Origin of the sequence: Nonomuraea sp. NPDC050478 (assembly GCF_044458265.1) — a bacterium.
Lineage (GTDB): Bacteria > Actinomycetota > Actinomycetes > Streptosporangiales > Streptosporangiaceae > Nonomuraea > Nonomuraea ferruginea.
Genome location: NZ_JBITHT010000002.1, coordinates 1,130,211 through 1,154,175, shown reverse-complemented (window position 1 = coordinate 1,154,175; position 23,965 = coordinate 1,130,211). Strand labels below are relative to the sequence as shown.

The following is a 23,965-nucleotide window of genomic DNA, read 5'->3' as shown; positions in this document are numbered from 1 at the left end:
GGCCCGCGTCGGGTCTGTCCCGGTGGGGTGTGGGGCGGCGGGCCGGGAGGTTTGTGCCGCATCCGCTCCCGTGGAGTGCGGGGGAGCCGGTGCGGGGGCCCGCGTCGGGTCTGTCCCGGTGGGGTGTGGGGCGGCGGGCCGGGAGGTTTGTGCCGCATCCGCTCCCGTGGAGTGCGGGGGAGCCGGTGCGGGGATCTGCGCCGGGTCCGGGCCCGCGAGATGCGGAGCGGCCGGTCCGGAGGTTTGCGTCGTAGCCGGGCCCGTGGGGTGCTGAGCTCTCGGTGGGGTGGGTTCCGTGGCGTGCGACTGGTCTGCCCTTGCGGCCTGTGGCGTGCCGGGGCCCGATGAAGGCCGGGGGGTGTGCGGAGCCGCTATGGCGGGGGCCGGGGGCAAGGGCGTGGTGGGGGCCGGTTGGTGGAGGTCTGGGGTGGGGTGGCCGGGGTCCGGACTCGGCACGGGCCAATGGTCGGCCGGGAGGCGGGCGGTGGCTTCGAGGGTGGTGTCCGCGGCGCCGGCGAGGGCGATCTGGATGTCGGCGATCGACATGCCCTCCGCCTGCAGCCGCTTGACGGCCACGAGTTGCAGCAGGTGACGGCGCCCGTACCGGGCGATCCGGCCGCGCCGGGTCAGGGGCGGGTCGACCAGCCCGATCGTGGTGTACCACCTGATGAGCCGCTCGCCCGGCACCTCGCGGACCCGGCCGTTGAGCGGCCGCGCGTGCGCGCGCAGCGCGTCGGCCGCGCGCTCCGCCAGCTCGCCGATGGTCCAGGTGTCGCTCATGTCCTCACAGTGACACTGTCACAATTACAGTGTCAAGGGGAATTCGGATAAGACGAATGAAAGGGACATCTACGGGGAGGAGGTACACCATGGCTCCGATTACCAGCCCGCTTTCGGGCGAAGCTAAGACCACCACCGCGAAGTGCCTGCAGGGCGCCCTGATGGACCTGATCGACCTGTCCCTGGTCGGCAAGCAGCTGCACTGGAACGTCATCGGCCCGAACTTCCGTTCGGTCCACCTGCAGCTCGACGAGGTCGTCTCGCTGGCCCGCGCGCACACCGACATCGTCGCCGAGCGCCTGGTCGCGCTGGGCGCCAACGCCGACGGCAGGGCCGCCACGGTGTCCAAGTCCACCAAGCTGACGCAGCCGGAGTCCGGCTGGATCGAGTCGGGCAAGGTGGCGGCGACGATGACCGACATCCTCGACGGCGTCAGCAAGCGGATGCGCGAGCGCATCGACCTGACCGATGAGACGGACCAGGCGACGCAGGACATCATCATCGCGGTCACCCAGGAGATCGAGAAGCAGCGCTGGATGTTCCAGGCCATGAGCTGATGTGTGCGGTCACCAGCCCGGGAGCCGAGCGGCCCCGGGCTTCCGCATGTCCGGCGCGGGCAGTTCGCATTCTGTTCGATCCCGGAGTCCTCGCCATTCATGTCCGTGCGGTCCACTAGCGTGGCACCCAGAGGGAGGCCTCAAGATGTCCCGCAAGACTCTCCTCCGCACGGGCCCGCTCTCCCAGGGCGGCGCGGGCCCCTACGGACCTGTCGAGGAGCCCGTCGCCGGCGGGCTGACCCTGCCCGCGGGGTTCGGCGGCAGGGTGGTGGCCAGTTCCGGGAGCAAGGTGGCCGGGCTGACGTGGCACGCCGCGCCCGACGGGGGTGCCTGCTTCCCCGACGGCGACGGCTGGATCTACGTGTCCAACTCCGAGCTGTCGCTGCTCGGCGGCGCGGCGGCGATCCGCTTCCGGCCGGACGGCTCCGTCGGCGACGCCTACCGCATCCTGTCCGGCACCGAGCTCAACCGCGCCGGCGGCGCCACGCCCTGGAACACGTGGCTGTCGTGCGAGCTCGGCCACCGGGGCCGGGTGTTCGAGTGCGACCCGTACGGCGCCCGCGCGCCGCGGCCCCGGCTGGCCATGGGCCGGTTCAAGCACGAGGCGGCCGCCTGCGACCCCGACCGTCGGGTGGTCTACCTGACCGAGGGCGAGCCCGACGGCTGCTTCTACCGGTTCCGTCCGTACGACTGGGGCGACCTGACCGAGGGCGCGCTCGAGGTGCTGTGCGGCTCGGGCCGGTGGGAGCCGGTGCCGTGGCCGGCCGCGCTGCTCAAGGGCACCCGCCACCAGGTGCGCGGGGCGCGCCGGTTCGACCGCGCGGACGCCTGCCACTACGCGGGCGGCGTGTGCTTCTTCACCACCAGGGGCGACGGCGCGCTGTGGGCCTACGACGCCCAGACCTCGGCGGTGGAGCGGCTGTGCGACGGCGTGCGCGCCGTCACCGCGGCCCCGTCCGGCGACCTGTACGTGACCAGGCGGACCACGCGGATCGACGTGATCACTCCCGACCGCGAGATCGCCCCGTTCCTCACCCTCGCCGGTCACGCGGGCGCCGAGCTGACCGGGCTGGCGTTCGCGCCGGGCGGTGACCGGCTCTACTTCTCCGCCAGGCGGGGCTCGGATGAGGGTCACACGTTCGAGGTCACCGGCCCGTTCCGCAGATAGGCCACCAGCGCCCTCTTGAGCTCGGCGACGAGCTCGGCCGCCCGCGCCGGTCCGGCGGCGGAGACCAGCGGCATCACGGCCTTGACCATGGCCACCGCCATCGTGCCCATGAGCAGGGCGCGCGCCTCGTCCAGACCGGGGGAGCGGCGCCGCAGCATGGCCGCCACCTGCCCGGCGATCGCCTGGTGCAGCTGTTGTGAGGCCGCCGCCAGCTTGTCGCCGGTCGCGGAGCCGTACAGCAGCGACCAGTACGCGGGCGAGCGCGCCTTGAACGCCACGCTCTCGTCCACCACCCCGTCGACCAGGGCCTCCAGCGGCACCTCCGGGGTGACGGCGGCCAGCCGCGACTCCCAGAAGTCCCGCCGGCCGTCGGTGTAGCGGGTCACCAGGCCGTCGAGGATCTCCTCCTTGTTGCGGAAGAACTGGTAGAGCGAGCCCGGTGACAGCCCGGCGCGGGCCGCGACCTGGTTCGTGGTCATGTCCGGGTAGCCGATCTCGGCGATCACCTGTTCGGCCGCGTCGAGGATCTCCGCCATCCGTTTCAGGCCTCGCGCCTGACGGCGCACCGTGCGCTCAGCCATGGCACCCCACATTGACAAATGCGAGCATTCACTTGTATTTCTGGGTCGGCGAACAAAACACGAGTAGTTTACCGAGTTTCAGGGGTGGATGGAGTGCTGATCACGGAGCGCGCGCCGGTGCGGCGCGATGCCGGGCCGCCGCTGCGCAGGCTGGGGTTCTTCCTGGTACGCAGGCGGCGGGCGGTCCTGGGGCTGGCCCTGGCGCTGTTCGTGCTGGCGGGGGCGCTGGCGGCGGGGGCGGTGCCGCGGCTGTCGCTGGCCAGGTTCGAGGCGCCGGGTTCGGAGTCCGACCGGGCGCAGGCCGAGCTGGCCGAGCGGTTCGGCACCGGCAGCCCGGACATGATCTTCCTGGTCACGGCCCGGCGGGGCACCGTGGATGACGAGGCCGTCGCCGCCCAGGGCCGGGAACTGGCGGCGCGGGTGGCCGGGCACGAGGGCGTGGCCGGGGTGGAGTCCTACTGGAGCCGGGGCCGGCCGCCCACGCTGCGCAGCGAGGACGGCCGGCACGCGCTGATCCTGGTGCGCGTCCCCGGCGACGCCGGGCACGTCCGGGCCACCGTGCTGCCCGCGCTGGTCCCCGAGATCACCGAGGGGACGGAACTCCTGGAGGTCCGCTCCGGCGGCGGCGAGGAGGTGTTCCGGGCGACCGTCCCGCTGGCCAGGCAGGACTTCGTCCGGGCCGAGCTGGTGATCTTCCCGCTGGCGTTCGCGCTGCTCTGGCTGTACCTGCGCCGGGCGGCGGCCGCGCTGGTGCCGATCCTGGCCGGGGTGTTCGCCATGGTGGCCGGGCTGGCGCTGCTTCGGGTCCCGCTCACGTACACCGATGTCTCCACTTTCGCGCTCAACCTGACCTTGGCCATGGGGCTCGGGCTGGGCATCGACTACAGCCTGTTCGTGATCGCCCGCTTCCGCGAGGAGGTGCGCGCCGGGCGCGACCGCGCCGCCGCCGTGGCCGGGGCGGTCGAGCACGCCGGGCGCACCGTGCTGTTCAGCGGGCTGACCGTCGCGGCCTCCCTCGCGGTCCTGTTCGCGCTGCCCTTCGACTTCCTGCGCTCGTTCGCGTACGCGGGCATCGCCGTGGTCGCCGGCGGTGTCGTGGCGGCGGTGGTCGTGCTGCCCGCCGTGCTCGCCGCGATCGGCGGCCGGATGCTGCCGCGGCGGGAGCGGCCGGCCCGGCCCGGCGGGTTCTGGGCGGCGCTGGCGGTGCGGGTGATGCGGCGGCCCCTGGCGTACGGCGGCGCGGCGGCGGCGCTGCTGCTCCTGCTGGCCTCGCCGTTCCTGAGCCTGCGCTTCGGCGTCGCCGACGACCGCGTCCTGCCGCCCGACGCCGCGCCCCGGCAGACCCAGGACATCATCCGCCAGGGCTTCCCCGCCGAGGAGACGGACGCCGTCCAGATCGTCTCCGCCGGCGCGGCGGGCGGGGACGTGACCCGGTACGCCGCCGCGCTGTCCCAGGTGCCGGGCGTCGCCCAGGTCGACTCCGCCGCCGGGATCTTCGCGGGCGGTCAGCGGGCGGGGGACGGCGACGTGTCCCGGTTCGCCGGGGAAGGGACCTGGCTGTCCGTGGTGCCCTCCGCCGAGGCGCTGGCCGACGACCCCGTCCGGCTGGTCGAGGCGGTGCGCGCGGTGCCGCCGCCGTTCGAGGTGCTGGTCGGCGGCTATCCGGCCGAGCTGGCCGACTACCGCGCCTCCGTGGTCGACCGGCTGCCGCTGCTGCTCGCGCTCATGCTCGGCGTGACGTTCGCCGTGCTGCTCGCCATGACCCGCAGCGTCCTGCTGCCCGTCAAGGCGACGCTGCTCAACGTGCTGAGCCTGGGTGTCATGCTCGGCGCCCTGGTCTGGGTCTTCCAGGAGGGCAACCTGTCGGGGGTGCTCGGGTTCACGCCGACCGGCTCGCTCGACCCGAGCATCCCCATCCTCATGCTCTGCGTGGCGTACGGGCTGTCGATGGACTACGAGGTGTTCCTCCTGTCGCGGATCAAGGAGGAGTACGACAGGACCGGCGACACCGAGCGGGCGGTGGCGTCCGGGCTGCAGGGCGGCGCCCCTCTGATCACCGCCGCCGGCGGCATCCTGGCGCTCACGTTCGCCGCCTACGCCACGGCCTCGGTCTCGTTCGTGCAGATGCTGGGCGTCGGCATGGCGGTCGTGGTGCTGGTGGACGCGACCTTGATCAGGGCGGTGCTGGTGCCGAGCCTGATGCGGCTGGCGGGCCCGCTCAACTGGTGGCCGCGAGGTCGAGCGACCACATCTCCTCGTTGAGCTCGATCCCGTTCTCCATCCCCTTCTCCTGGGAGTCGAGCCGGAACCCGGCGGCCTCGTAGACGCGCCGCGCGCTGGTCAGGCAGTCGCGGGTCCACAGCACCAGCCGCTCGCACCCGTCGGCCCTGGCGTGCCGCACGCACTCGTCCACCAGCCGCCGGCCCAGGCCCAGGCCGCGCGCGGACGGCTCCACCAGCAGCAGCCTGAGCTGCCCCGTGGTGTCGTCCTTGCGCATGTAGAAGACGGAGCCGGCGGGCCGGCCGCCGACCTCGGCGATCCAGGCCGTGTCGCGCGACGGGTCGAAGGCGGCGACGATCCGCGCCACCAACAGCTCGAAATCCCTGCCCCAGCCGTACTCCCTGGCGTAGAGCACGCCGTGCCGGTGGACCACCCAGCTCAGGTCGCCGTCCCTGAGCGGCCTGATCAGGCAGGACTCCGGCCCGGCGGGCGGGTCGAGCACGTCCCTGATCGCGCGCATGCCGGTGACCAGGCGCTCCCTGGCGTCCTCCGGCAATCCGGCGAGCAGGCGCTCGATGTCCTCGTTCGAGGCCTGGTCGAGCGTCTCGAACGCCTTCCGCCCCGCCGGGCTGAGCCGTACCACGTGTTTGCGCGCGTCGGCGGCCGAGCGCTCCCTGACGATCAGCCCGTCGCCGTCGAACCTGGCCAGGATCCGGCTCAGGTAGCCCGCGTCCAGGTCGAGCAGCGCCCGCAGCTCGCCGGTCCCGATCGAGTCCGCGTGCGCGACCTCGAACAGCACTCTGCCCTCGGTGAGCGAGTACGGCAGGTGGTGCATGCCGGCCTGCAGCACTCCGATGACCTTGGTGTAGAAGCGGTTGAAGGCCCGGACCTCAGAAACTCTTGCCTCTGTCAACGAATTCATTGCCTCAGTCAACCATGAGAGGATGGCCGTGTGAAGAGGCACCTTTACATAGGCGGCTACGGCCCCGGCATCATCGAGCCCGGAGGCGAGCTGACCCGCCTCGCCGCCCCCTCCTTCCTGGCGCGCCATCCCTCGCTTCCCGTGATCTACGCGGTGGGCGAGCTGGCCCAGGGCTGGATCACCGCCTTCGGCGCCGGAGGGCGCAGGCTGTCGCCGTGGGACGAGCGTTCCAGCGGGGGAGACAGCCCGTGCCACCTGGCCGTCCACCCGTCCGGGTCGCTCCTCGCGGTGGCCAACTACGGCGACGGCGCCGCCGCCCTCCACCGGCTCGACTCGCGCGGCGTGTTCGACGGCGACCCGATCGTGCTCCGCCACCACGGCTCCGGGCCCCACCCCGAGCGCCAGCGGGGGCCGCACGCCCACCAGGCCGTCTTCCACGAGGACCTGCTGTACGTCTCCGACCTCGGCACCGACGAGATCCGCCGCTACACCCTGGAGGGGGAGGCGCTGGAGCCGATCACGCTGCCGCCGGGCACCGGCCCGCGCCACTTCGCCTTCGCCGGCTCGACCCTCTACGTCGCGGGCGAGCTCGACGGCACCGTCACCCGCCTGGCCGCCGGCGAGGACGGCATCCGGGTGCGCGCCTCCACCACCGTGACGGACAACGCCCCGTCCCACCTGGAGCTCGCCGGAGACCTGGTCTACGTGGCCAACCGCGGCCCCGACACGATCTCCGTCCTGCGGGCCGACGACCTGTCGCAGGTGGCGGAGGTGCCGTCGGGCGGCGCGTGGCCGCGCCACTTCGCGATCGACGGCGACCGCATGTACGTGGCCAACCAGCACTCGGGGAGCGTGGCGGAGTTCGCGCTCGCCGGCGGCGTCCCCGAGCCGACGGGTGAGGTGATCGAGGCCGAGGGCGCGTCCTGCGTGCTGCCCGCCTAGCCGGTCCCGCCTCTGATCACGAGCTCCGTCAGCATCCGCTTGAGCTGCTCCTCGGCGGCCTCCTTGGTCAGCCCGAGCCCGGCCAGCGCCTGCGCGGCCGGGTCCTCGTCCAGCGTGAGCAGGGCGAGCAGCAGGTGCTCTGTGCCGACGTAGTTGTGGCCGAGCCGCAGCGCCTCGCGCAGCGTCAGCTCCAGCGCCTTCCTGCCCTGCGCGGAGAACGGCGGCGTGGCCGGCGGGGCGTCGCCGCCCGGGCCGAGCGCGCTCTCCACCGCCTGCCTGACCTCGGCGAGCGGCGCGCCGAGCGTCACCATGGCCTTGGCCGCCAGCCCTTCGGGCTCGTGCAGCAGGCCGAGCACGAGGTGACCGGGGCCGATGTGGTCGTGCCCGAGGCGGCGCGCCTCCTCCTGTGACTTGACGATCACCACGCGGGCGCGGGCGGTGTAGCGCGCGTAGCTGCTCAGGTCCTCGGCGAGCGAGCCCTCCTTGGGCACGAACCGCTTCTGCGCCGCCTGCTTGGACACCCCCATGCTGCGGCCGATGTCGGTCCAGGACGCGCCGGAGTGGCGGGCCCTGTCGACGAAGTGGCCGATCAGATGGTCGGCCACTTCGCCCAGGTGCTCGCCCAGGGTGACCGCGTCGGACAGCTCGCCGAGCGGGTCGCCATCGGGGTAGCGGCTCTTGATGACCTCGATGAGGTCGTCGAGACGAACGGTGTGTTCCATGCGTCAACCATAGGTTGACGGCAGGTGACCGTCAACCCTCGGTTGACGCCATGGCCAGCTCCACCGCCTTCCGCCAGCGGTCGTACAGGGCGTCGTCCCGCCCGCCCGGCTCGAAACGGCGGTCGAGCTGCCAGGTCTTGCGCAGCTCTTCCCGCGAGCCCCACACCCCGGCGCCCAGCCCGGCCAGGAACGCCGCGCCCAGCGCCGTCGTCTCCTGGATCACCGGCCGCTCCACCGGCGTGCCGAGCTGGTCGGCCTGGAACTGCATGAGCAGGTCGTTGCCGCTGGCCCCGCCGTCGGCCTTGAGCACCGGCGGCCGGCCCTCGGCCGACGCCTCCACCACGTCACGCACCTCGAACGCGATCGCCTCCAGCGTGGCCCGCACCAGGTGCGCCCGGGTGGTGCCGCGGGTGATGCCGGTGATGAGCCCGCGCGCCTCCGGATCCCAGTGCGGCGCGCCCAGCCCGGTCAGCGCGGGCACGAACACCACGCCGCCGCTGTCGGGCACCGTGCGCGCGATCGCCTCGGACTCCGGCGCGGTGCCGATCAGCCCGAGCCCGTCGCGCAGCCACTGGATGGCCGCCCCGGTCACGAACACCGACCCCTCCAGCGCGTACGTCCGCTCTCCCGAGGGCGCCTGCCAGGCCACGGTGGTCAGCAGCCCCGACTCCGAGCGGACGATCTCCCCGCCGGTGTTGGTCAGGATGAACGAGCCCGTCCCGTAGGTGCACTTGACCTCGCCCGCCGCGTAACAGGTCTGCCCGAACAGCGCCGCCTGCTGGTCGCCCGCCACCCCGCTGATCGGCAGCTCCAGCCCGAGGAACGCGCCCGGGTCCGTACGCCCGAGCTCCCCGAAGTTGGGCACCACCTCGGGCAGCGCCGACTCGGGCACCCCGAACAGCTCGCACAGCTCCGGCTCCCACGCGCCGGACTCCAGCCCGTACAGCAGCGTGCGCGAGGCGTTGGACGGGTCGGTCACGTGGCGCGCGCCCGCAGTGAGCCGGGCGATCAGGTAGGCGTCGACGGTGCCCACGACCACCCGGCCCGAGGTGACGCCCTCCCACACGGCCGGGTCGTTCTCGGCCAGCCAGGTGAGCTTGGAACCGGTGAAGTACGGGTCGAGGCGCAGCCCGGTCAGCTCGGCCACCCTCGGCTCGTGCCCGGCCGAGCGCAGCCGCTCGCAGATGCCGGCCGTGCGCCGGTCCTGCCACACGACGGCGCGGCGCGGCGCGGCCAGCGACCGGCGGTCCCACAGCACGGCCGTCTCACGCTGGTTGGTGATGCCGACGCAGGCCGGCGTCGTCGACGCCCCGGCCAGGGCGGCGGCGCAGGCGCTCAGCGTGGCCTGCCAGATGTCCTCGGGGTTGTGCTCCACCCAGCCCGGCCGCGGGAAGTGCTGGGCGAACTCCTCGTACCCCCTCGACTCGATCCGGCCGTCCTCGGTCACGACGAGTGCCGTGACACCCGTCGTTCCCGCGTCGATGGCCAACACACTCACGGAATCGCCTCCTGAACCGGGTTTGGGCCGCTACGCTCGCGTTTGGTCTAGACCAATGCCCGCTATGACGGGCACAATGCGATTCTGGTCGTGAACCACATCGGGAGGAACCCGCCATGCGTATAGGAGTGCTCACCGGGGGCGGAGACTGCCCCGGGCTGAACGCCGTGATCAGGGGCGTAGTCCGCAAGGGGGTGAGCGTCTACGGGCATGAGTTCGTCGGCTTCCGCGACGGCTGGCGCGGCCCCCTGGAGGGCGAGACCATGCCGCTCGACATCCAGGCCGTCCGGGGCATCCTGCCGCGCGGCGGCACGATACTCGGCTCCTCCAGGACCAACCCGCTCAAGATCGAGGGCGGCGTCGACCGGATCAAGGAGAACCTGGCGGCCACCGGGGTCGACGCGCTGATCGCCATCGGCGGCGAGGACACCCTCGGCGTCGCCAAGCAGCTCTTCGACCGCGACGTCAGGGTCGTCGGCGTGCCCAAGACGATCGACAACGACCTGTCGGGCACCGACTACACCTTCGGCTTCGACACCGCCGTCAACATCGCCACCGAGGCGATCGACCGGCTCCACACCACCGCCGAGTCCCACCACCGGGCGCTCATCTGCGAGGTCATGGGCCGCCACGCCGGGTGGATAGCGCTGCACGCCGGCATGGCCGGCGGCGCCAACGTCATCCTCATCCCGGAGAAGCCGTTCGACATCGACCGCGTCTGCGAGTACGTCGAGTCCCGCTTCCGCACCCGCTACTCGCCGATAATCGTGGTCGCCGAGGGCGCCCACCCGATCGAGGGGCAGATGCAGCTGCAGGCCGGCGAGCTGGACGCGTTCGGCCACGTCCGCCTGGGCGGCATCGGGGAGACGCTGGCCAAGGAGATCGAGAAGCGCACCGGCAAGGAGGCCCGCACGACCGTGCTCGGCCACATCCAGCGCGGCGGCACGCCCACCGCGTTCGACCGGGTGCTGGCCACCAGGTTCGGCCTGCAGGCGATCGACGCGGTGCACGACGGCGACTTCGGCAAGATGGTGGCGCTGCGCGGCACGGACATCGTCCGCATCGGGCTCGACGAGGCCACCGCCGAGCTCAAGACGGTCCCGGTCGAGCGTTACGCCGAGGCCGAGGTCTTCTTCGGCTGAGTGTCGCCGGGCTGTAAGTGACTTGCAAGCGGCCGGCCGTACCTTCTGGAGCAGCGGGGTTACCGCTACAACCCCCCTTCAGGGTACGGCTTGCGCCGCGGCGAGTCGGCGGCCCACCACGCGTCGCAAGCCGTACCTAGGAGATAGCTCAACCGCGGGGCGTGCCGAAGTAGTCCACATCCGGCGCGCCCTCGCCGTCGCGCGGGTGGGGGCCGGCCGCGCGGGTGAGGTACTCCTGCTCGTGGCGGAGCTCCCGCTCGCTGGGGGAGAGCATGACGGCCAGCAGCAGGCCCACCGTGACGACGGTGATGCCGACGAGCAGCGGCAGCAGGAAGTCGATGCCCGGCGTGCCCCCCACCGGCCCGGGGGTGTGGTGCGGCTCCACGGACATCCCCAGCATGCCGGTGTAGTGCATGCCCGACACCGCCACGCCCATGAGCAGGGCGGCGGCGCCGATCTTCAGCGCCCCGGTGACCCGACCGGCGAACCAGAGCGCCGCGGTGGCGGCGGCGATGGCGATGAGCACGGACAGGGCGACCGTGACCGGGTCGTAGGACACGTGCGCGGACATCCGCATCGCGGCCATGCCCAGGTAGTGCATGCCGGCCACGCCGACGCCGGCCAGCACGCCGCCGCTCAGCAGGAACGCCGGCCGCTGCCTGCCGTGGTGGGCCAGGAACAGGCCGGCGCCGACGACCACGATGGCCAGCAGGGCGGACGCGGCGGTGAGCGGCACGTCGTACTGGATCACGGTGCCGGCGACCGAGAAGCCCATCATGGCGATGAAGTGCATGGTCCAGATGCCGGTGCCGCCGATGGCGACGGCCGCGCCGATCAGCCAGTAGGCGCTCTCGCGTCCTTCCGCGAGCCGCGCGCGGGAGCTGAGCAGCAGGCCGAGCATGCAGCCCAGGCTGGACATGGCGTAGGCGAGGACGGGCGTGAGCCCGCCGTGCGCGAAGTGGTCGATCGGCGACATATCCCGCCCCTTGGTTCGGTTGGCAGGAGTATGCGGGCGGGGTAGATGAAAGCGCAACTAACGATTTCGTGTCGGCCGAAAGGGTTCCCACCTGGGAGAGGGCCGGCAAAGGCGAGGCAAGCTCACGACGTTCGCGAGCGTCCCGCGCGGACTAAACTCGATGCCGCGAGGCGTTGTTTCTACCGCGCATCCCCTGTCTCCCCCGGAGGTTCCACCATGACGATGCCAGCCCTGGGCGAGCCGTGCGTTCTGCTCAAACTGGGCGAGATCGTCCTCAAGGGCAAGAACCGCGAGCTGTTCGAACGCCGACTCATCGGCAACATCCGCCAGGCGCTCAAGGAGTTCGACCTCAAGGTCGACGTGCGCAGGCGCCACGGCGTCATCGCGATCTTCCTGCCCGAAGGCACCACCGCCGAGCAGGCGCATGCCGTGGCCGAGCGGGTCGCCGACGTGCCCGGCCTGGTGTGGATCCACCCCGCCTGGCGGGTCGCCAAGGACCCCGAGACCGTGCTCAAGGCCGGGCTCGCGCTGTTCGCCGAGCGCGAGGAGGTCAAGCGCAAGGCCAGCTTCGCGGTCCGCTCCCGCCGCCGCGACAAGCGCTTCCCGCTGCGCTCCAACGAGCTCGACCGGCTCGTCGGCGGCGCCATCAACGACGAGTACGGCCTGCCGGTCGACCTCAAGAACCCCGAGCTGACCCTCTTCGTCGAGGTCGACAGGGACGAGGTGTTCGTCTTCACCGGCGGCCTGCCCGGCCAGGGCGGGCTCCCGGTCGGCAGCAGCGGCCGGGCGCTGGTGCTCATGTCCGGAGGCATCGACTCGCCGGTGGCCGCCTACCGCATGATGCGGCGCGGGCTGCACGTCGACTTCCTCCACTTCTCCGGCATCCCGTTCACCACGTCCGAGTCCATCTACAAGGCCTACGCGCTGGTCAGGAAGCTCGACCGGTTCCAGGGCGGGGCGCGGCTCTGGGTGGTGCCGTTCGGCAAGGCCCAGCAGTCGATCCGCAACTCCGGCCAGGACCGGCTCGCCGTGATCGCCCAGCGGCGGCTGATGCTCAAGACGGCCGAGGAGGTCGCCCACCGCATCCGCGCCGGGGCCCTGATCACCGGCGACGCGCTCGGCCAGGTGTCCTCCCAGACGCTGGCCAACATCACCGCCCAGGACCACGCCGTCGACCTGCCGATCCTGCGCCCCCTGGTGGGCTGGGACAAGACCGAGATCATGGCCGAGGCCCGGCGCATCGGCACGCTGGAGATCTCCGAGCTGCCCGACGAGGACTGCTGCTCGCTCCTCGCCCCGCGCCGCGCCGAGACCCGCGCCAAGATCGAGGATCTCAAGCAGATCGAGAAGCGCCTCGACGCCGAGGAGCTGGCCGTCCAGCTCGCCGACTCCATCCAGGAATACAAGCTCTGACATCGGCGGGGCCCGTGGCGGGCCCCGCCGGGGTCTCAGACCGTCAGCGCGGCGGCGGCCGTCTTGCCCAGCAGCGGCGGGAAGTCGCGCATGACCTGGGCCAGCTCGCCCAGGTCGGTGTCGACCAGCGCCTGCGGCCCGTCACACAGCGCCTGCTCCGGCCGCGGGTGCACGTCGATGATCACCCCGTCGGCGCCGGCCGCGATGGCCGCCCTGCTCAGCGGCAGCACGAGGTCCCGCCGGCCGCCCGAGTGGGACGGGTCCACGATCACCGGCAGGTGCGACAGGCGCTGCGCCACCGGCACCGCCGACACGTCCAGCGTGTTGCGGGTGGCGGTCTCGAAGGTCCTGATGCCCCGCTCGCACAGCACCACGTCCAGGTTGCCGCGCTGCGCGATGTACTCGGCCGCCATCAGCCACTCCTCCATGGTGCTGCTCATGCCGCGCTTGAGCAGCACCGGCTTCCCGGCCGCGCCGACCGCCTGCAGCAGCCCGAAGTTCTGCGCGTTGCGGGTGCCGACCTGCAGCATGTCCACGTACGAGGCCACCAGCGGCACGTCCTGGGCCTCCACCACCTCGGTCACGATCGGCAGCCCGGTCCGCTCGCGCACGTCGGCCAGGATGCGCAGCCCCGCCTCACCCAGCCCCTGGAACGCGTAGGGCGAGGTGCGCGGCTTGTAGGCGCCGCCGCGCAGAAGGGTCGCCCCGGCGGCCTGGGCCATCCTGGCCGCGTCCAGCGTCTGCTCCGGGGTCTCCACCGCGCACGGCCCGGCGATCAGCGTCACCGTGCCCGGCCCGATCGGCACCCCGCTCACGTGGACCGTCGAGCGTTCGGGATGGTTCTCCCTGCTGACCAGCTTGTACGGGGTCGAGACGCGCATCACGTCGCGCACCCCCGCCATGCCGCGCAGGCTGGCGGCGTCGAGCTGGGTCACGTCGCCTACCAGGCCGACGATCGTGCGCTGCACCCCCTTGCTCACGAACGCCTCCACACCGGCCGACTGCACGACGCCGACGACGGTCGCCACGTGCGCGGAGGTGGCCTCCGGGCCCATCACGATGACCATGTGTACTCCTTCGGGAAACGCAGAAGGCCCCGGGTCCTGTCGGACCCGGGGCCTTCGTGCTCGCCTATGTCTGCTAGCGCAGCGCTAGGTGGCGAACGGTCCGACCGATGGGTCCGTCGCCATACCAAAACAGGAACGCGGTGCGCATAGTGCCGCAATAGTACCCCACCTCGACCCGCTGCCGAGCCGCGCACCGACCGGTGGGAGGATGGCACCCGACCGCGATACCGGTGAGGGGAGCAGTAATCGTGGAGGAGACGCGCCTGCCGCCAGGCCAGTACGTCCCTCGCGGCCTACCTGTGATCCACTACGGCCGGGTGCCCCCGTTCAAGCCGGAGTCGTGGGACTTCCAGGTGTTCGGCGCCACCGCCTCGGGCGAGGAGCGCCGCTTCGGCTGGGAGGAGTTCGCCGGCCTGCCCCGCGTGACCCGGGTCGCCGACTTCCACTGTGTGACCAAGTTCTCCGTGCCGGGCCTGGAGTGGAGCGGCGTGCCGCCGGCCGCCCTCGCCGCGGCCGTGCCGCCCGACCCGGGCGTGCGCCACGTGATGATCTGGGCCGAGTACGGCTACAGCGCCAACCTCCGGTGGTCCGACTTCACCGCGCCCGCCACGCTCTTCGCCACCGAGCTGGCCGAGAAGCCGCTCTCCGCCGAGCACGGCGCGCCCGTCCGCCTCGTGGTGCCCCATCTCTACGGGTGGAAGAGCGTCAAGTGGGTGCGCGCGATCGAGTATCTCGTGGAGGACCGACGGGGCTTCTGGGAGGAACGCGGCTACCACAACGTCGCCGACCCCTGGCGCGAACAGCGCTACTCCTACCAGGAGGATCCGGGCGACGGCCCCCCATGAGGTGACCTGCGGGTTTCCGCCCACGCCTGGGTGGTTGTTGGCTACGGTTGCCCGCATGCTGACCACCGCCTGCGTGGTGCTCCCCTGTCTCGCCTTCATCCTCGGCCACACCCTTGCCCGGCGCCGCGCCGTGCCCGACCGCCGTCCGGACCGGGAGGCGACCTTCACGACCCTGCACCTCGCCGCCCTGGCGGCCCCCGCCCTGCGGGCCGGGCTCAACCGCGACTCCGCGCGCAGGGCCGTACGCCATCTGCACGCCCTGCTCGGCACGTACGCGGTCGCGATCACCTCCACCGAGGCCGCGCTGGCGTGGGACGGCCCCTGCACCGACGAGGTCCTCACCTACGCCAGGTCGGCGCTCGCCTCGGGGCGGGCGCAGGTGTTCGCCGGCGAGCCGTACGGCGCGGTCGTGGTGCCGCTGACCGTCGACGGCAGGATCGTCGGGACGCTGGCGGCCTTCGACGACGAGCTCAGCGCCGGCCTGGTGCGCACCGTCGGCGAGGTCGGCCGATGGATGTCGGGCCAGCTGGAGCTGGCCGAGCTGGACTCCTCGCGGCGGCGCGCGCTGGAGGCCGACCGGCGGGCGCTGCGCGCGCAGATCTCGCCGCACTTCGTCTACAACGCGCTCACCACCATCGCCTCGTTCGTCCGCACCGACCCCAAGCGCGCCCGGGAGCTGCTGCTCGACTTCGCGGACTTCGCCCGGTACGCGCTGCGCCGGGCCCACGACTTCACCACCCTCGCCGACGAGCTCACCTGCGTCGACCGCTACCTGCTCCTGGAACGTGCCAGGTTCGGCGACAAGCTGCGCTTCAGCCTCCAGGTGGCGCCCGAGGTGCTGCCCGTGCCCGTCCCGTTCCTGTGCCTGCAGCCGCTGGTCGAGAACGCCATCAAGCACGGCATGCGGGGCCGCGCCGGCGAGGTGCGGATCGTCGCCCGCGACGCCGGGCCGGAGGCGCACATCACGGTCGAGGACGACGGCGCCGGGATGGACCCCGAATGCGCCAGGCGCGTCCTGGACGACGACCCCGGCCGCGAGGGCACCGGCATCGGCCTGGCCAACGTGGACCTGCGCCTGCGCCAGATCTACGGCGACGGCTACGGGCTGGTGGTCGAGACGGCGCTGGGCGCGGGCACGAAAGTGCGGCTGCGGGTGCCCAAAGCGCAGTTGACCTCTCTGTGACGCGATTGTGACGCTGCGTGTTCTTGGGCCTTGTGGGGCTGGCGTTTCTGGTGCAGCGTAGTGACATGCTTCGTGTTCTGGCCGTCGACGACGAGGTGCCCGCGCTGGAGGAGCTCGCCTACCTGCTGCGCCAGGACAGCCGCGTCGAGCAGGTGCTGACCGCCTCCGACGGGGTCGCGGCGCTGCAGGACATGGTCCAGATGGTGGCCTCGGGCGAGCGGCTCGACGCCGTGTTCCTCGACATCCGCATGCCCGGCCTCGACGGCCTCGACCTGGCCCGGCTGGTCGGCGGCTTCCCCAGCCCGCCGAAGCTGGTGTTCGTCACCGCCCACGACGAGTGCGCGGTGCAGGCCTTCGAGCTGGAGGCCGTCGACTACCTCCTCAAGCCCGTCAGGGCGGAGCGGCTGTCGGAGGCGGTGCGCAGGCTGGAGGTCTCCTCCTCGCCGCCCGCCGACCCCTGCCACGACGACGTGATCCCGGTCGAGCTGGGCGGCCGCACCCGGTTCGTGCCGCAGCAGGCCGTGCGGTTCGCCGAGGCGCAGGGCGACTACGTGCGCCTGCACACCGTGGACGGCAGCTACCTCGTCCGCATGTCCCTGGCGGCGCTGGAGCGCCGCTGGGCGGACGCCGGGTTCATCCGGGTCCACCGCAGCACACTGGTCTCCAGCCGCCACGTGAGCGAGCTCAGGTTCGAGGGCGGCCGCGTCACCCTGACCGTCGGCACCGAGACCCTCCAGGTCAGCCGCAGGCACAGCAGGCAGGTCCGCGAGCAACTGGTCCGCCAGCACCGCGGCGTCATGTCCTGACCCCCGCTCGTCCCCGGGCGGGCGTGAACGAGGAGCCGCCGCACACCCGTCCGCCGGGCTGCCCGGGTCCGTTGACGATCGTGATTTCCCAGGTCACACGGCCTCGCGCGGCCTCATCGCGGACCCACCGGGAACCCCAGGGGAGACCCGGGGCGGGCACGGAGCGACCGCTCGACGCGCCCCGGTGACCGCTCGTCGTGCGCGCACTCTCCGCACACCGATGGCTACACACCGTTCAGCGAGCTGTCAGCCAAGGGGGTTTCCCCAGGTAGATCACGACCGTAGTGTTTCGGCATCGGAGCCACCCGGCGCATCTGGGGGGACGAGCCGGAAGGCTCACCGCATGTGCCGGATCCATGGTGACCAGCAGGTCACCTCGGCTGTCGGGCCCTCAACCGGGGGGTTGGGCCCGCCGGCCGGACACGTGCAGGGGCGCCCGCCGGGGCCGCGGCCAGACCGCGATCCGGCCACACGGGGGCGGCCGGATCCCACCGGCGGGCGCCCCTTGCACGTAAGACGCCTCGTCAGCCCTCGTCGCGCAGGCGCTTCAGAGTGGCGATGTCCTCGCGGTGCTTGTCGGCCTTGCCAGGGGTCTCGATGCACAGGGGCACGCCCGCGGCCGCCGGATGACGCATCAGCTCGGCGAAGGGGCGGGTGCCGATGTGGCCCGCGCCGATGTTCTCGTGACGGTCCTTCTTGGCGCCGCACACGTCCTTGGAGTCGTTGGCGTGGACGAGCTTCAGCCGGCCGGGCGCGATCTTGTGGAGCAGGTCGAGCGTGGCGCCGACGCCGCCCTCCGCGGCCAGGTCGTGGCCGGCGGCGAAGGCGTGGCAGGTGTCGAGGCAGACGCCGGCCCGCGGATGCCAGTCGAGCGCCGCCAGGTAGGGCTCCAGGTCGTCGACCGTGGCGCAGAGCATCGCACCCTGCCCCGCCATCGGCTCCAGCAGCAGGTCGGGACCGCCGTCGGGGATCTCGTCGAGCAGCGGAAGCAGGTGCTCGCGGAGCTGGCGCATCGCGTCGTCGCGCGGCTGCGACACCGCCGACCCGGTGTGCACCACGACGCCCTTGGCCCCGATGTCGACGCCGCGCCGCAGCGTGTGGCGGACCACCGCCACCGAGTTGGCCAGCGTCTCGGCGCTGGGCGAGCCGAAGTTGGCCAGATACGGGACGTGGACGAAGGTCTCGACACCGGACTCGGCGAGCGCCGCGTCCTGGTCGGGCTTGCCGGGATTGAGCGCCCAGCCGCGCGGGTTGGTGACGAAAACCTGGATCATCTCGGCGCCGATGTCGGCCATGTAGGCGAGGCCGCCCTTGGCCAGGCCGCCGGTGACGAGCACGTGGCCGCCGATGAGAGAGCGTGAGGTCATGATGACCCCCAGTCTACGGGCGGGGAGAGTCCGCGCTGGTCAGCGGCCAGGAGCCCGCCTGGGTTGGAGCATGACACGAAAAGTCTTGGCCAACCCGGGCGCCGGTTCGGAGTTCTCGCGGATGGACCGGGCACGACCGGCGTGTGTGTACTCGTCTCATGCCGCACACGCCCGCGGGTCTGGCCGCCTTCAACGCCCTGGACCGGGAGGGCGCGGAGAAGGAGCTGCTCGCCTGCTGCGCCTCCCGCGCCTTCGCCCGGGAGGTCGCCGCGGGCCGCCCGTACCCGGACCAGGACAGGCTGGCCGACGCCGCCGGGCGGGCCGTGCTGGCGCTCGGCTGGCCCGACGTGCTGGAGGCGCTGGGCGCGCACCCGCGCATCGGCGAGCGGCCGGCCGGCGACTCGCGCGAGTCCGCCTGGTCCCGCCGCGAGCAGGCCGGGGTCGAGGACGGGCTGCGCGCCGCGCTCGCCGAGGGCAACCGCGCCTACGAGGACCGCTTCGGGCACGTCTACCTCGTCTGCGCCACCGGCCTGACCGGCGCCGAGATGCTCCGGCTGCTGCGCGAGCGCCTCGGCCACGACGAGGAGACCGAGCGCCGCACCGTACGGGAGGAACTCGCGAAGATCACCCGGCTGCGGGCCGGCAAGCTGGCGGAGGGCGTCCGATGAGCTTCTCGACGCACGTGCTCGACGCGACGACCGGCCGGCCGGCGGCCGGGATGCGCGTGCGGCTGGAGCACGAGGGCGCGGTCGTGGCCGAGGGCGTCACCGACGCCGACGGCCGGATCAAGGGCTGGCGGCCGGGGGCCGGGGTGCACCGGGTGGTGTTCGACACCGGCGCGCACCTGGCCGACACCTTCTACCCGGAGGTCGTCATCACCTTCACCGTGGCCGACCCCGGTGACCACTACCACGTGCCGCTCCTGCTCAGCCCGTACGCGTACTCGACCTACCGAGGGAGCTAGATGGCGATCGTTCTCGGACCCAACCGCTACGGCAAGGCGGAGACCAGGCTGGTACGGGTCGTCAGGGACGGCGGCGTCCACCACGTCAAGGATGTCAACGTCAGCACCTCGCTGTCCGGCGCCATGAGCGAGGCGCACCTCACCGGCGACAACGCCGCCGTGCTGCCGACCGACACGCAGAAGAACACCGCGTACGCCCTGGCCCGCGAGCACGGCGTCGGCCAGATCGAGGACTTCGCCCTGCTGCTCGCCCGCCACTTCACCGGGCACGACACGATCCACCACGCCAGGGTCGCGGTCGAGGAGTACGGGTGGAACCGGATCGGCGACACCGGCCACTCCTTCGCCCGCGACGGCGGCGAGGTGCGCACCTGCGTGGCGCACCACGACCGCGACGGCCGCGCCAGCGTGGTGTCCGGGCTGACCGGGCTGGTGGTGATGAACACGACCGGCTCGGAGTTCCACGGCTTCCTCACCGACCCCTACACCACGCTGGAGCCGGCCACCGACCGCATCCTCGCCACCGCCGTGGACGCCCGCTGGCGGCACGCGGGCACGAGCGCCGACTTCGCCGCGTCCTTCGCGCTGGTGCGCGGCTGCCTGCTGGAGGCGTTCGCCGGCACGCACAGCCTGTCGTTGCAGCAGACCCTGTACGCGATGGGGGAGCGGGTGCTGGCCGCCTGCCCGGACATCTGCGAGATCAGGCTCACCCTGCCGAACAGGCACCACTTCCCCGTCGACCTGGCCCCGTTCGGGCTGGACAACGAGAACGAGATCTTCTACGCGGCAGACCGGCCCTACGGCCTGATCGAAGGCACGGTGCTGCGCGACGACGCGCCCGGCGCCGGATTCGCCTGGGAGTGAGAGCGATGGAATTCCTGCGCCCCACCACGTGGGCCGAGGCGCTGGCCGCCAAGGTGGACCAGCCGGACGCGGTGCCCATCCAGGGCGGCACCGACGTCATGGTGGAGATCAACTTCTCCGTGCGCCGCCCGCCGGCCCTGCTCGACCTCACCGCCGTGCCCGAGCTGGCCACCTGGTCCCTGGACGGCGGCCGGTACCGGATCGGCGCCGCTGTCCCGTACAGCGTGATCATCGGCGAACTCGGCGGCGCGCTGCCGGGGCTCGCGCAGGCGGCGCGGACGGTCGGCTCGCCGCAGATCCGCAACCGCGGGTCGGTCGGCGGGAACCTCGGCGCGGCCTCGCCGGCGGGCGACAGCCACCCGCCGCTGCTCGCCGCGGGCGCCGCCGTCGAGGTGGAGTCGCGCGAGCGCGGCGTCAGGATGATCCCCGCCGACGCGTTCTACCTGGGCGTCAAGCGCTCCGCGCTGCTCCCGGACGAGCTGATCAGGGCCGTGCACGTCGAGCCCGCGGCCGGGCCGCAGTACTTCTCCAAGGTCGGCACCCGCAACGCCATGGTGATCGCCGTCTGCTCGTTCGCCGTCGCGCTGCACCCGGACGAGCGGCGCGTCGGCACCGGGCTCGGCTCGGCCGCGCCCACCCCGCGCCGGGCGCGGGAGGCGGAGGAGTTCCTGGCCGCCGAGCTCGACTGGTCGGCGCCGCTCCAGCCGGCGCTGCTGGCGCGGTTCGGCGAGCTGTGCGCGGGCGCCGCCGCGCCGATCGACGACGTGCGCGGCACCGCCGGCTACCGCCGGCACGCCATCGCGGTGCTGGCCCGCCGCACGCTCACCTGGGCGTGGCACGACCATCTGGAGAGGAGGGCGGCCTGATGAGGGTGACGTTCACGGTCAACGGCCGCGAGGAGACGGCCGAGGACGTGTGGGAGGGCGAGAGCCTGCTGTACGTGCTGCGCGAGCGGCTCGGCCTGCCCGGCTCCAAGAACGCCTGCGAGCAGGGCGAGTGCGGCTCCTGCACGGTCTACCTCGACGACGCGCCGGTGTGCGCCTGCCTGGTCGCCGCAGGTCAGGCCCAGGGCCGCCGGGTCCGTACCGTCGAGGGCCTGGCCGAGCGGGGGCTCGACCCGGTGCAGGAGGCGTTCGTGGAGACCGGCGCGGTGCAGTGCGGCTTCTGCACGCCCGGCCTCGTCGTGCAGGCCCACGACCTGCTCGAACGCGTCGAGCGGCCGTCCGACGCGGAGATCCGCGAGGCGCTGGCCGGCAACCTGTGCCGGTGCACCGGCTACGAGAAGATCCTCGACGCCGTCCGGCTGGCGGCCGAGCGCAAGGCGGCGGCCCGGTGAGCATCCTCATCGAGAACGCGTATGTCGCCCCCGTCGCCGGCCAGGAGATCGAGCGCGGCTGGATCCTCGTCGACGGCGACCGGATCACCGCGCTCGGCCCCATGGACCGGCCGCCCGCCGCCGACGGCGCGACCAGGATCGACGCCACCGGCTGCCTGGCCACCCCCGGCCTGGTCAACACCCACCACCACCTCTACCAGTGGGCCTCACAGGGGCTGGCCCAGGACGCCACTCTGTTCGAGTGGCTGGTGGCGCTCTACCAGGTGTGGGCCGCGATGGACGCCGAGGTCGTCAGGGGCGCCGCCGGGGCCGGGCTCGGCTATCTCGCGCTGTCCGGCTGCACCACTTCCAGCGACCACCACTACGTCTTCCCCAAGGGCCGCGGCGACCTGCTCGCCGCCGAGATCGAGGCCGCCCGCGAGCTGGGCATCCGCTTCCACCCGGCCCGCGGCTCCATGGACCGCGGCCAGTCGAGGGGCGGGCTGCCGCCGGACGTGGTCGTGGAGGAGCTGGACGAGATCCTCGCCGCCACCGCCGACGCCGTGGACGCCTACCACGACCCGTCCCCGTCCTCGATGCTGCGGATCGCGGTCGCGCCCTGCTCGCCGTTCTCCGTCAGCGGCGAGCTGATGACCGAGGCCGCCAGGCTCGCCCGCGACAAGGGCGTGCGGCTGCACACCCACCTGGCCGAGACGCTCGACGAGGAGGAGCACTGCCTGGCCCAGCTCGGCATGCGCCCGGTCGATTACATGGACAAGCTCGGCTGGCTCGGCTCCGACGTGTGGGTGGCGCACGCCGTGCACCTCAGCGACGCCGACATCGCCAAGCTCGCCGCCACCGGCACCGGCTCCGCCCACTGCCCGTCGTCCAACGGCCGGCTCGGCGCCGGCATCGCCCGCGTGTCGGAGATGCTGCGGCGCGGCGCCAACGTCGGGCTCGGCGTCGACGGCAGCGCCTCGTCGGAGCTGACCGGCCTGGCCGGGGAGATGCGCCAGGCGCTGCTCTTCCAGCGGGCCCGCTACGGCCCCGCGGCGCTCACCGCCCGGCAGGCGCTGGAGATCGCCACCCTCGGCGGCGCCCGCAACCTCGGCCGCCAGGACGAGCTCGGCACGCTGGAGCCCGGCAAGCTCGCCGACCTGGCGCTGTGGCGGGTGGACGGGCCGTTCACCGCCGCCGTGGCCGACCCGGTCTGCGCGCTCGTCTTCGGCCCGCAGCCGCCGCTGGCCCGGCTGCTGGTCGGCGGGCGGACCGTGGTCGAGGACGGCGAGCTGCGCACGGTCCCGCACGACGCCACCGGCCGGGCCGGCGCCGACGCCCACCGCCGGCTGCTGCGGATGGCGCGCGAGCAGGGCTTCGCCGCCTCGCGTGAGCTCCCGGACGCGCGGATGTGATGATGGTGGATCTCGCCGCCATGTCGCCCAAGACAGGAGTTCCCCAGTGGTCCAGCACGTCCTCGTCGCCCCGGACAAGTTCAAGGGATCGCTGACCGCGGCCGAGGTGGCCGCGACCGTCGCCGCCGCTCTCGGCGTCCCCGCCGTCGAGCTGCCCGTCGCCGACGGCGGTGACGGCACCGTCGACGCCGCCGTGGCCGCCGGGTTCGACCGCGTGACCGTACGGGTGACCGGGCCCACCGGTGAGCCCGTCGACGCCTCGTACGCCAGGCGCGGCGAGACCGCCGTCGTCGAGCTCGCCGAGGCGTCCGGCCTGCGCCGCCTCCCCGCAGGGCCCGAGCCGCTCACCGCCACCAGCCACGGCACCGGCGAGCTGATCGCCGACGCCGTCAAGCAGGGCGCCACCCGGGTCGTGCTCGGCCTCGGCGGCAGCGCCTGCACCGACGGCGGCGCGGGCATGGTCCAGGCGCTCGGCGCGCGCCTCCTCGACGCCGGTGGCCGCGAGCTGCCGCGCGGCGGCGCCGCCCTGCGCGACCTCGACCGCGTCGACGTCTCCGGCTTCCTCGACGTCTCCGGCGTCGCCTTCGTGGTGGCGAGCGACGTCGACAACCCGCTGCTCGGCCCGCACGGCGCCGCCGCCGTCTACGGGCCGCAGAAGGGCGCCACCCCCGAGCAGGTCAAGCTGCTCGACGCCGCGCTCGGCCGGCTCGCCGCCGTCGCCACCCGCACCCACGGCCTGGCGGGGGCCGTCGAGCACGACGACACGCCGCGCGCCATGGGCGTCGCGGGAGCGCCCGGCGCGGGCGCGGCCGGCGGCGTCGGCTTCGCCGCGCTCGCCTTCCTGCACGCCGACATCCGGCCCGGCATCGACTACCTGCTCGACCTGCTCGGCTTCCACCAGCACGTCAAGGGCGCCCGGCTGGTGATCACCGGCGAGGGGTCGCTCGACGAGCAGACCCTGCGCGGCAAGGCCCCCGCCGGCGTCGCCCGCGCCGCCGCCGCGGCGGGTGTCCCCGTCGTGGCCGTCTGCGGCCGCCGCACCCTCACCGACGAGCAGCTGCGCGAGGCCGGCATCGAGGCCGCGTACGCGCTCGCCGACCTGGAGCCCGACCTCGGCCGCTCCATGGCCGAGGCCCGCCCGCTCCTCGGACGCCTCGCGGCCCGGCTGGCCGCCGACCGGCTCTCCTGAGGCGGGCCCGGCAGGAGCCCGCGTCCAGGGAG

Annotated in this window: 24 protein-coding genes; 16 read left to right on the top strand and 8 right to left on the bottom strand. The window is 73.1% G+C overall.

Annotated elements, in window-relative coordinates:
- On the bottom strand, nucleotides 1–780 hold a 780-nt coding region (locus ACIBF7_RS13360; RefSeq protein ID WP_397197171.1), incomplete at its 3' end, for a MerR family transcriptional regulator.
- An 89-nt stretch (nucleotides 781–869) separates the two neighbouring features.
- Here ACIBF7_RS13360 and ACIBF7_RS13355 point away from each other — a divergent pair.
- Nucleotides 870–1,337 (top strand): Dps family protein, encoded by a 468-nt coding sequence (locus ACIBF7_RS13355; protein WP_148032775.1) that lies wholly within the window; start codon nucleotides 870–872, stop codon nucleotides 1,335–1,337.
- A 145-nt stretch (nucleotides 1,338–1,482) separates the two neighbouring features.
- A complete protein-coding gene (locus ACIBF7_RS13350) occupies nucleotides 1,483–2,505 on the top strand; it encodes an alkaline phosphatase PhoX (RefSeq protein WP_271275363.1) in 1,023 nt (340 codons plus the stop codon).
- Here ACIBF7_RS13350 and ACIBF7_RS13345 read toward each other — a convergent pair.
- A complete protein-coding gene (locus ACIBF7_RS13345) occupies nucleotides 2,469–3,086 on the bottom strand; it encodes a TetR/AcrR family transcriptional regulator (protein ID WP_271275362.1) in 618 nt (205 codons plus the stop codon). The genes ACIBF7_RS13350 and ACIBF7_RS13345 overlap by 37 nt on opposite strands.
- 93 nt (nucleotides 3,087–3,179) lie before the next feature.
- On the opposite strand from ACIBF7_RS13345, the gene ACIBF7_RS13340 reads away from it, so the two are divergent.
- Complete coding sequence (locus ACIBF7_RS13340; RefSeq protein ID WP_271275361.1) at nucleotides 3,180–5,348, top strand: MMPL family transporter; 2,169 nt, start codon at nucleotides 3,180–3,182, stop codon at nucleotides 5,346–5,348.
- Here the strand turns inward: ACIBF7_RS13340 and ACIBF7_RS13335 are convergent.
- Entirely contained in the window at nucleotides 5,305–6,228 is a 924-nt protein-coding gene (locus tag ACIBF7_RS13335) for a helix-turn-helix domain-containing GNAT family N-acetyltransferase (RefSeq protein WP_219544647.1), read from the bottom strand. The two genes, ACIBF7_RS13340 and ACIBF7_RS13335, sit on opposite strands and share 44 nt — an antisense overlap.
- 30 nt (nucleotides 6,229–6,258) lie before the next feature.
- Between ACIBF7_RS13335 and ACIBF7_RS13330 the strand changes: the two genes are divergently transcribed.
- Entirely contained in the window at nucleotides 6,259–7,170 is a 912-nt protein-coding gene (locus ACIBF7_RS13330) for a lactonase family protein (protein WP_397197170.1), read from the top strand.
- On the opposite strand, the gene ACIBF7_RS13325 is transcribed toward ACIBF7_RS13330, so the two are convergent.
- Both ACIBF7_RS13325 and glpK read right to left on the bottom strand, forming a co-directional pair.
- Nucleotides 7,167–7,892, bottom strand: a complete 726-nt coding sequence (locus ACIBF7_RS13325; protein WP_148032770.1) for a Clp protease N-terminal domain-containing protein — start codon at nucleotides 7,890–7,892, stop codon at nucleotides 7,167–7,169. The two genes, ACIBF7_RS13330 and ACIBF7_RS13325, sit on opposite strands and share 4 nt — an antisense overlap.
- A 31-nt stretch (nucleotides 7,893–7,923) precedes the next feature.
- On the bottom strand, nucleotides 7,924–9,390 hold the full coding sequence (gene glpK / locus ACIBF7_RS13320; RefSeq protein WP_271275359.1) for a glycerol kinase GlpK: 1,467 nt from the start codon (nucleotides 9,388–9,390) through the stop codon (nucleotides 7,924–7,926).
- A 116-nt stretch (nucleotides 9,391–9,506) separates the two neighbouring features.
- Between glpK and ACIBF7_RS13315 the strand changes: the two genes are divergently transcribed.
- Nucleotides 9,507–10,532, top strand: a complete 1,026-nt coding sequence (locus ACIBF7_RS13315) for a 6-phosphofructokinase (protein ID WP_148032768.1) — start codon at nucleotides 9,507–9,509, stop codon at nucleotides 10,530–10,532.
- Between the two features lie 148 nt (nucleotides 10,533–10,680).
- Here ACIBF7_RS13315 and ACIBF7_RS13310 read toward each other — a convergent pair whose 3' ends face one another.
- Nucleotides 10,681–11,508: an MHYT domain-containing protein gene (locus ACIBF7_RS13310; protein ID WP_271275358.1), complete on the bottom strand. Its 828-nt coding sequence runs from the start codon at nucleotides 11,506–11,508 to the stop codon at nucleotides 10,681–10,683.
- 216 nt (nucleotides 11,509–11,724) lie between these two features.
- Between ACIBF7_RS13310 and thiI the strand changes: the two genes are divergently transcribed.
- The gene (gene thiI, locus ACIBF7_RS13305; RefSeq protein ID WP_148032766.1) at nucleotides 11,725–12,921 is read left to right on the top strand and encodes a tRNA uracil 4-sulfurtransferase ThiI; all 1,197 of its coding nucleotides are present in this window, start codon (nucleotides 11,725–11,727) and stop codon (nucleotides 12,919–12,921) included.
- Nucleotides 12,922–12,956: 35 nt separating this feature from the next.
- Here the strand turns inward: thiI and aroF are convergent, their stop codons facing one another.
- Nucleotides 12,957–13,988 (bottom strand): 3-deoxy-7-phosphoheptulonate synthase, encoded by a 1,032-nt coding sequence (gene aroF, locus ACIBF7_RS13300; RefSeq protein WP_271275357.1) that lies wholly within the window; start codon nucleotides 13,986–13,988, stop codon nucleotides 12,957–12,959.
- Between the two features lie 248 nt (nucleotides 13,989–14,236).
- Here aroF and ACIBF7_RS13295 point away from each other — a divergent pair, with 248 nt between their 5' ends.
- From ACIBF7_RS13295 to ACIBF7_RS13285, 3 genes are all read left to right on the top strand, one after another.
- On the top strand, nucleotides 14,237–14,833 hold the full coding sequence (locus tag ACIBF7_RS13295; protein WP_397197169.1) for a molybdopterin-dependent oxidoreductase: 597 nt from the start codon (nucleotides 14,237–14,239) through the stop codon (nucleotides 14,831–14,833).
- A 55-nt stretch (nucleotides 14,834–14,888) separates the two neighbouring features.
- Complete coding sequence (locus ACIBF7_RS13290; RefSeq protein ID WP_397197168.1) at nucleotides 14,889–16,016, top strand: sensor histidine kinase; 1,128 nt, start codon at nucleotides 14,889–14,891, stop codon at nucleotides 16,014–16,016.
- A 65-nt stretch (nucleotides 16,017–16,081) separates the two neighbouring features.
- The gene (locus ACIBF7_RS13285) at nucleotides 16,082–16,822 is read left to right on the top strand and encodes a LytTR family DNA-binding domain-containing protein (RefSeq protein ID WP_148032762.1); all 741 of its coding nucleotides are present in this window, start codon (nucleotides 16,082–16,084) and stop codon (nucleotides 16,820–16,822) included.
- Nucleotides 16,823–17,346: 524 nt separating this feature from the next.
- On the opposite strand, the gene ACIBF7_RS13280 is transcribed toward ACIBF7_RS13285, so the two are convergent.
- A complete protein-coding gene (locus tag ACIBF7_RS13280; protein WP_397197167.1) occupies nucleotides 17,347–18,189 on the bottom strand; it encodes a deoxyribonuclease IV in 843 nt (280 codons plus the stop codon).
- A gap of 158 nt (nucleotides 18,190–18,347) precedes the next feature.
- Here ACIBF7_RS13280 and uraD point away from each other — a divergent pair, with 158 nt between their 5' ends.
- The 7 genes from uraD to ACIBF7_RS13245 are packed head-to-tail and all read left to right on the top strand — an operon-like array spanning nucleotide 18,348 to nucleotide 23,933.
- Nucleotides 18,348–18,857, top strand: coding sequence for a 2-oxo-4-hydroxy-4-carboxy-5-ureidoimidazoline decarboxylase (gene uraD, locus ACIBF7_RS13275; RefSeq protein WP_271275355.1), 510 nt, complete (start codon nucleotides 18,348–18,350; stop codon nucleotides 18,855–18,857).
- A complete protein-coding gene (gene uraH, locus ACIBF7_RS13270) occupies nucleotides 18,854–19,153 on the top strand; it encodes a hydroxyisourate hydrolase (RefSeq protein WP_271275354.1) in 300 nt (99 codons plus the stop codon). Before uraD ends, uraH begins: the two co-directional genes overlap by 4 nt.
- Nucleotides 19,154–20,017, top strand: coding sequence for a factor-independent urate hydroxylase (gene pucL / locus ACIBF7_RS13265; protein ID WP_271275353.1), 864 nt, complete (start codon nucleotides 19,154–19,156; stop codon nucleotides 20,015–20,017). It abuts the gene before it with no gap.
- 5 nt (nucleotides 20,018–20,022) lie between these two features.
- Nucleotides 20,023–20,883 (top strand): xanthine dehydrogenase family protein subunit M, encoded by an 861-nt coding sequence (locus tag ACIBF7_RS13260; protein ID WP_271275352.1) that lies wholly within the window; start codon nucleotides 20,023–20,025, stop codon nucleotides 20,881–20,883.
- Nucleotides 20,883–21,353 carry a (2Fe-2S)-binding protein gene (locus ACIBF7_RS13255; protein WP_148032756.1) on the top strand — a complete coding sequence of 157 codons (471 nt, stop codon included), beginning with the start codon at nucleotides 20,883–20,885 and terminating at the stop codon, nucleotides 21,351–21,353. Before ACIBF7_RS13260 ends, ACIBF7_RS13255 begins: the two co-directional genes overlap by 1 nt.
- Nucleotides 21,350–22,744, top strand: coding sequence for an 8-oxoguanine deaminase (locus tag ACIBF7_RS13250; protein WP_397197166.1), 1,395 nt, complete (start codon nucleotides 21,350–21,352; stop codon nucleotides 22,742–22,744). Before ACIBF7_RS13255 ends, ACIBF7_RS13250 begins: the two co-directional genes overlap by 4 nt.
- 46 nt (nucleotides 22,745–22,790) lie before the next feature.
- A complete protein-coding gene (locus tag ACIBF7_RS13245; protein WP_397197165.1) occupies nucleotides 22,791–23,933 on the top strand; it encodes a glycerate kinase in 1,143 nt (380 codons plus the stop codon).
- The last annotated feature ends 32 nt before the right edge of the window (nucleotides 23,934–23,965 follow it).

What these genes read in the sequence shown, in the direction of transcription:
- uraD (WP_271275355.1), top strand. Translation starts at nt 18,348, where the DNA reads ATGCCGCACACGCCCGCGGGTCTGGCCGCCTTCAACGCCCTGGACCGG.
- ACIBF7_RS13285 (WP_148032762.1), top strand. Translation starts at nt 16,082, where the DNA reads ATGCTTCGTGTTCTGGCCGTCGACGACGAGGTGCCCGCGCTGGAGGAG.
- uraH (WP_271275354.1), top strand. Translation starts at nt 18,854, where the DNA reads ATGAGCTTCTCGACGCACGTGCTCGACGCGACGACCGGCCGGCCGGCG.
- ACIBF7_RS13325 (WP_148032770.1), bottom strand. Translation starts at nt 7,892, where the DNA reads ATGGAACACACCGTTCGTCTCGACGACCTCATCGAGGTCATCAAGAGC.
- ACIBF7_RS13315 (WP_148032768.1), top strand. Translation starts at nt 9,507, where the DNA reads ATGCGTATAGGAGTGCTCACCGGGGGCGGAGACTGCCCCGGGCTGAAC.
- ACIBF7_RS13290 (WP_397197168.1), top strand. Translation starts at nt 14,889, where the DNA reads ATGCTGACCACCGCCTGCGTGGTGCTCCCCTGTCTCGCCTTCATCCTC.
- ACIBF7_RS13335 (WP_219544647.1), bottom strand. Translation starts at nt 6,228, where the DNA reads ATGAATTCGTTGACAGAGGCAAGAGTTTCTGAGGTCCGGGCCTTCAAC.
- ACIBF7_RS13255 (WP_148032756.1), top strand. Translation starts at nt 20,883, where the DNA reads ATGAGGGTGACGTTCACGGTCAACGGCCGCGAGGAGACGGCCGAGGAC.
- ACIBF7_RS13345 (WP_271275362.1), bottom strand. Translation starts at nt 3,086, where the DNA reads ATGGCTGAGCGCACGGTGCGCCGTCAGGCGCGAGGCCTGAAACGGATG.
- ACIBF7_RS13310 (WP_271275358.1), bottom strand. Translation starts at nt 11,508, where the DNA reads ATGTCGCCGATCGACCACTTCGCGCACGGCGGGCTCACGCCCGTCCTC.
- ACIBF7_RS13280 (WP_397197167.1), bottom strand. Translation starts at nt 18,189, where the DNA reads ATGACCTCACGCTCTCTCATCGGCGGCCACGTGCTCGTCACCGGCGGC.
- pucL (WP_271275353.1), top strand. Translation starts at nt 19,154, where the DNA reads ATGGCGATCGTTCTCGGACCCAACCGCTACGGCAAGGCGGAGACCAGG.
- aroF (WP_271275357.1), bottom strand. Translation starts at nt 13,988, where the DNA reads ATGGTCATCGTGATGGGCCCGGAGGCCACCTCCGCGCACGTGGCGACC.
- thiI (WP_148032766.1), top strand. Translation starts at nt 11,725, where the DNA reads ATGACGATGCCAGCCCTGGGCGAGCCGTGCGTTCTGCTCAAACTGGGC.
- ACIBF7_RS13260 (WP_271275352.1), top strand. Translation starts at nt 20,023, where the DNA reads ATGGAATTCCTGCGCCCCACCACGTGGGCCGAGGCGCTGGCCGCCAAG.
- ACIBF7_RS13355 (WP_148032775.1), top strand. Translation starts at nt 870, where the DNA reads ATGGCTCCGATTACCAGCCCGCTTTCGGGCGAAGCTAAGACCACCACC.
- ACIBF7_RS13350 (WP_271275363.1), top strand. Translation starts at nt 1,483, where the DNA reads ATGTCCCGCAAGACTCTCCTCCGCACGGGCCCGCTCTCCCAGGGCGGC.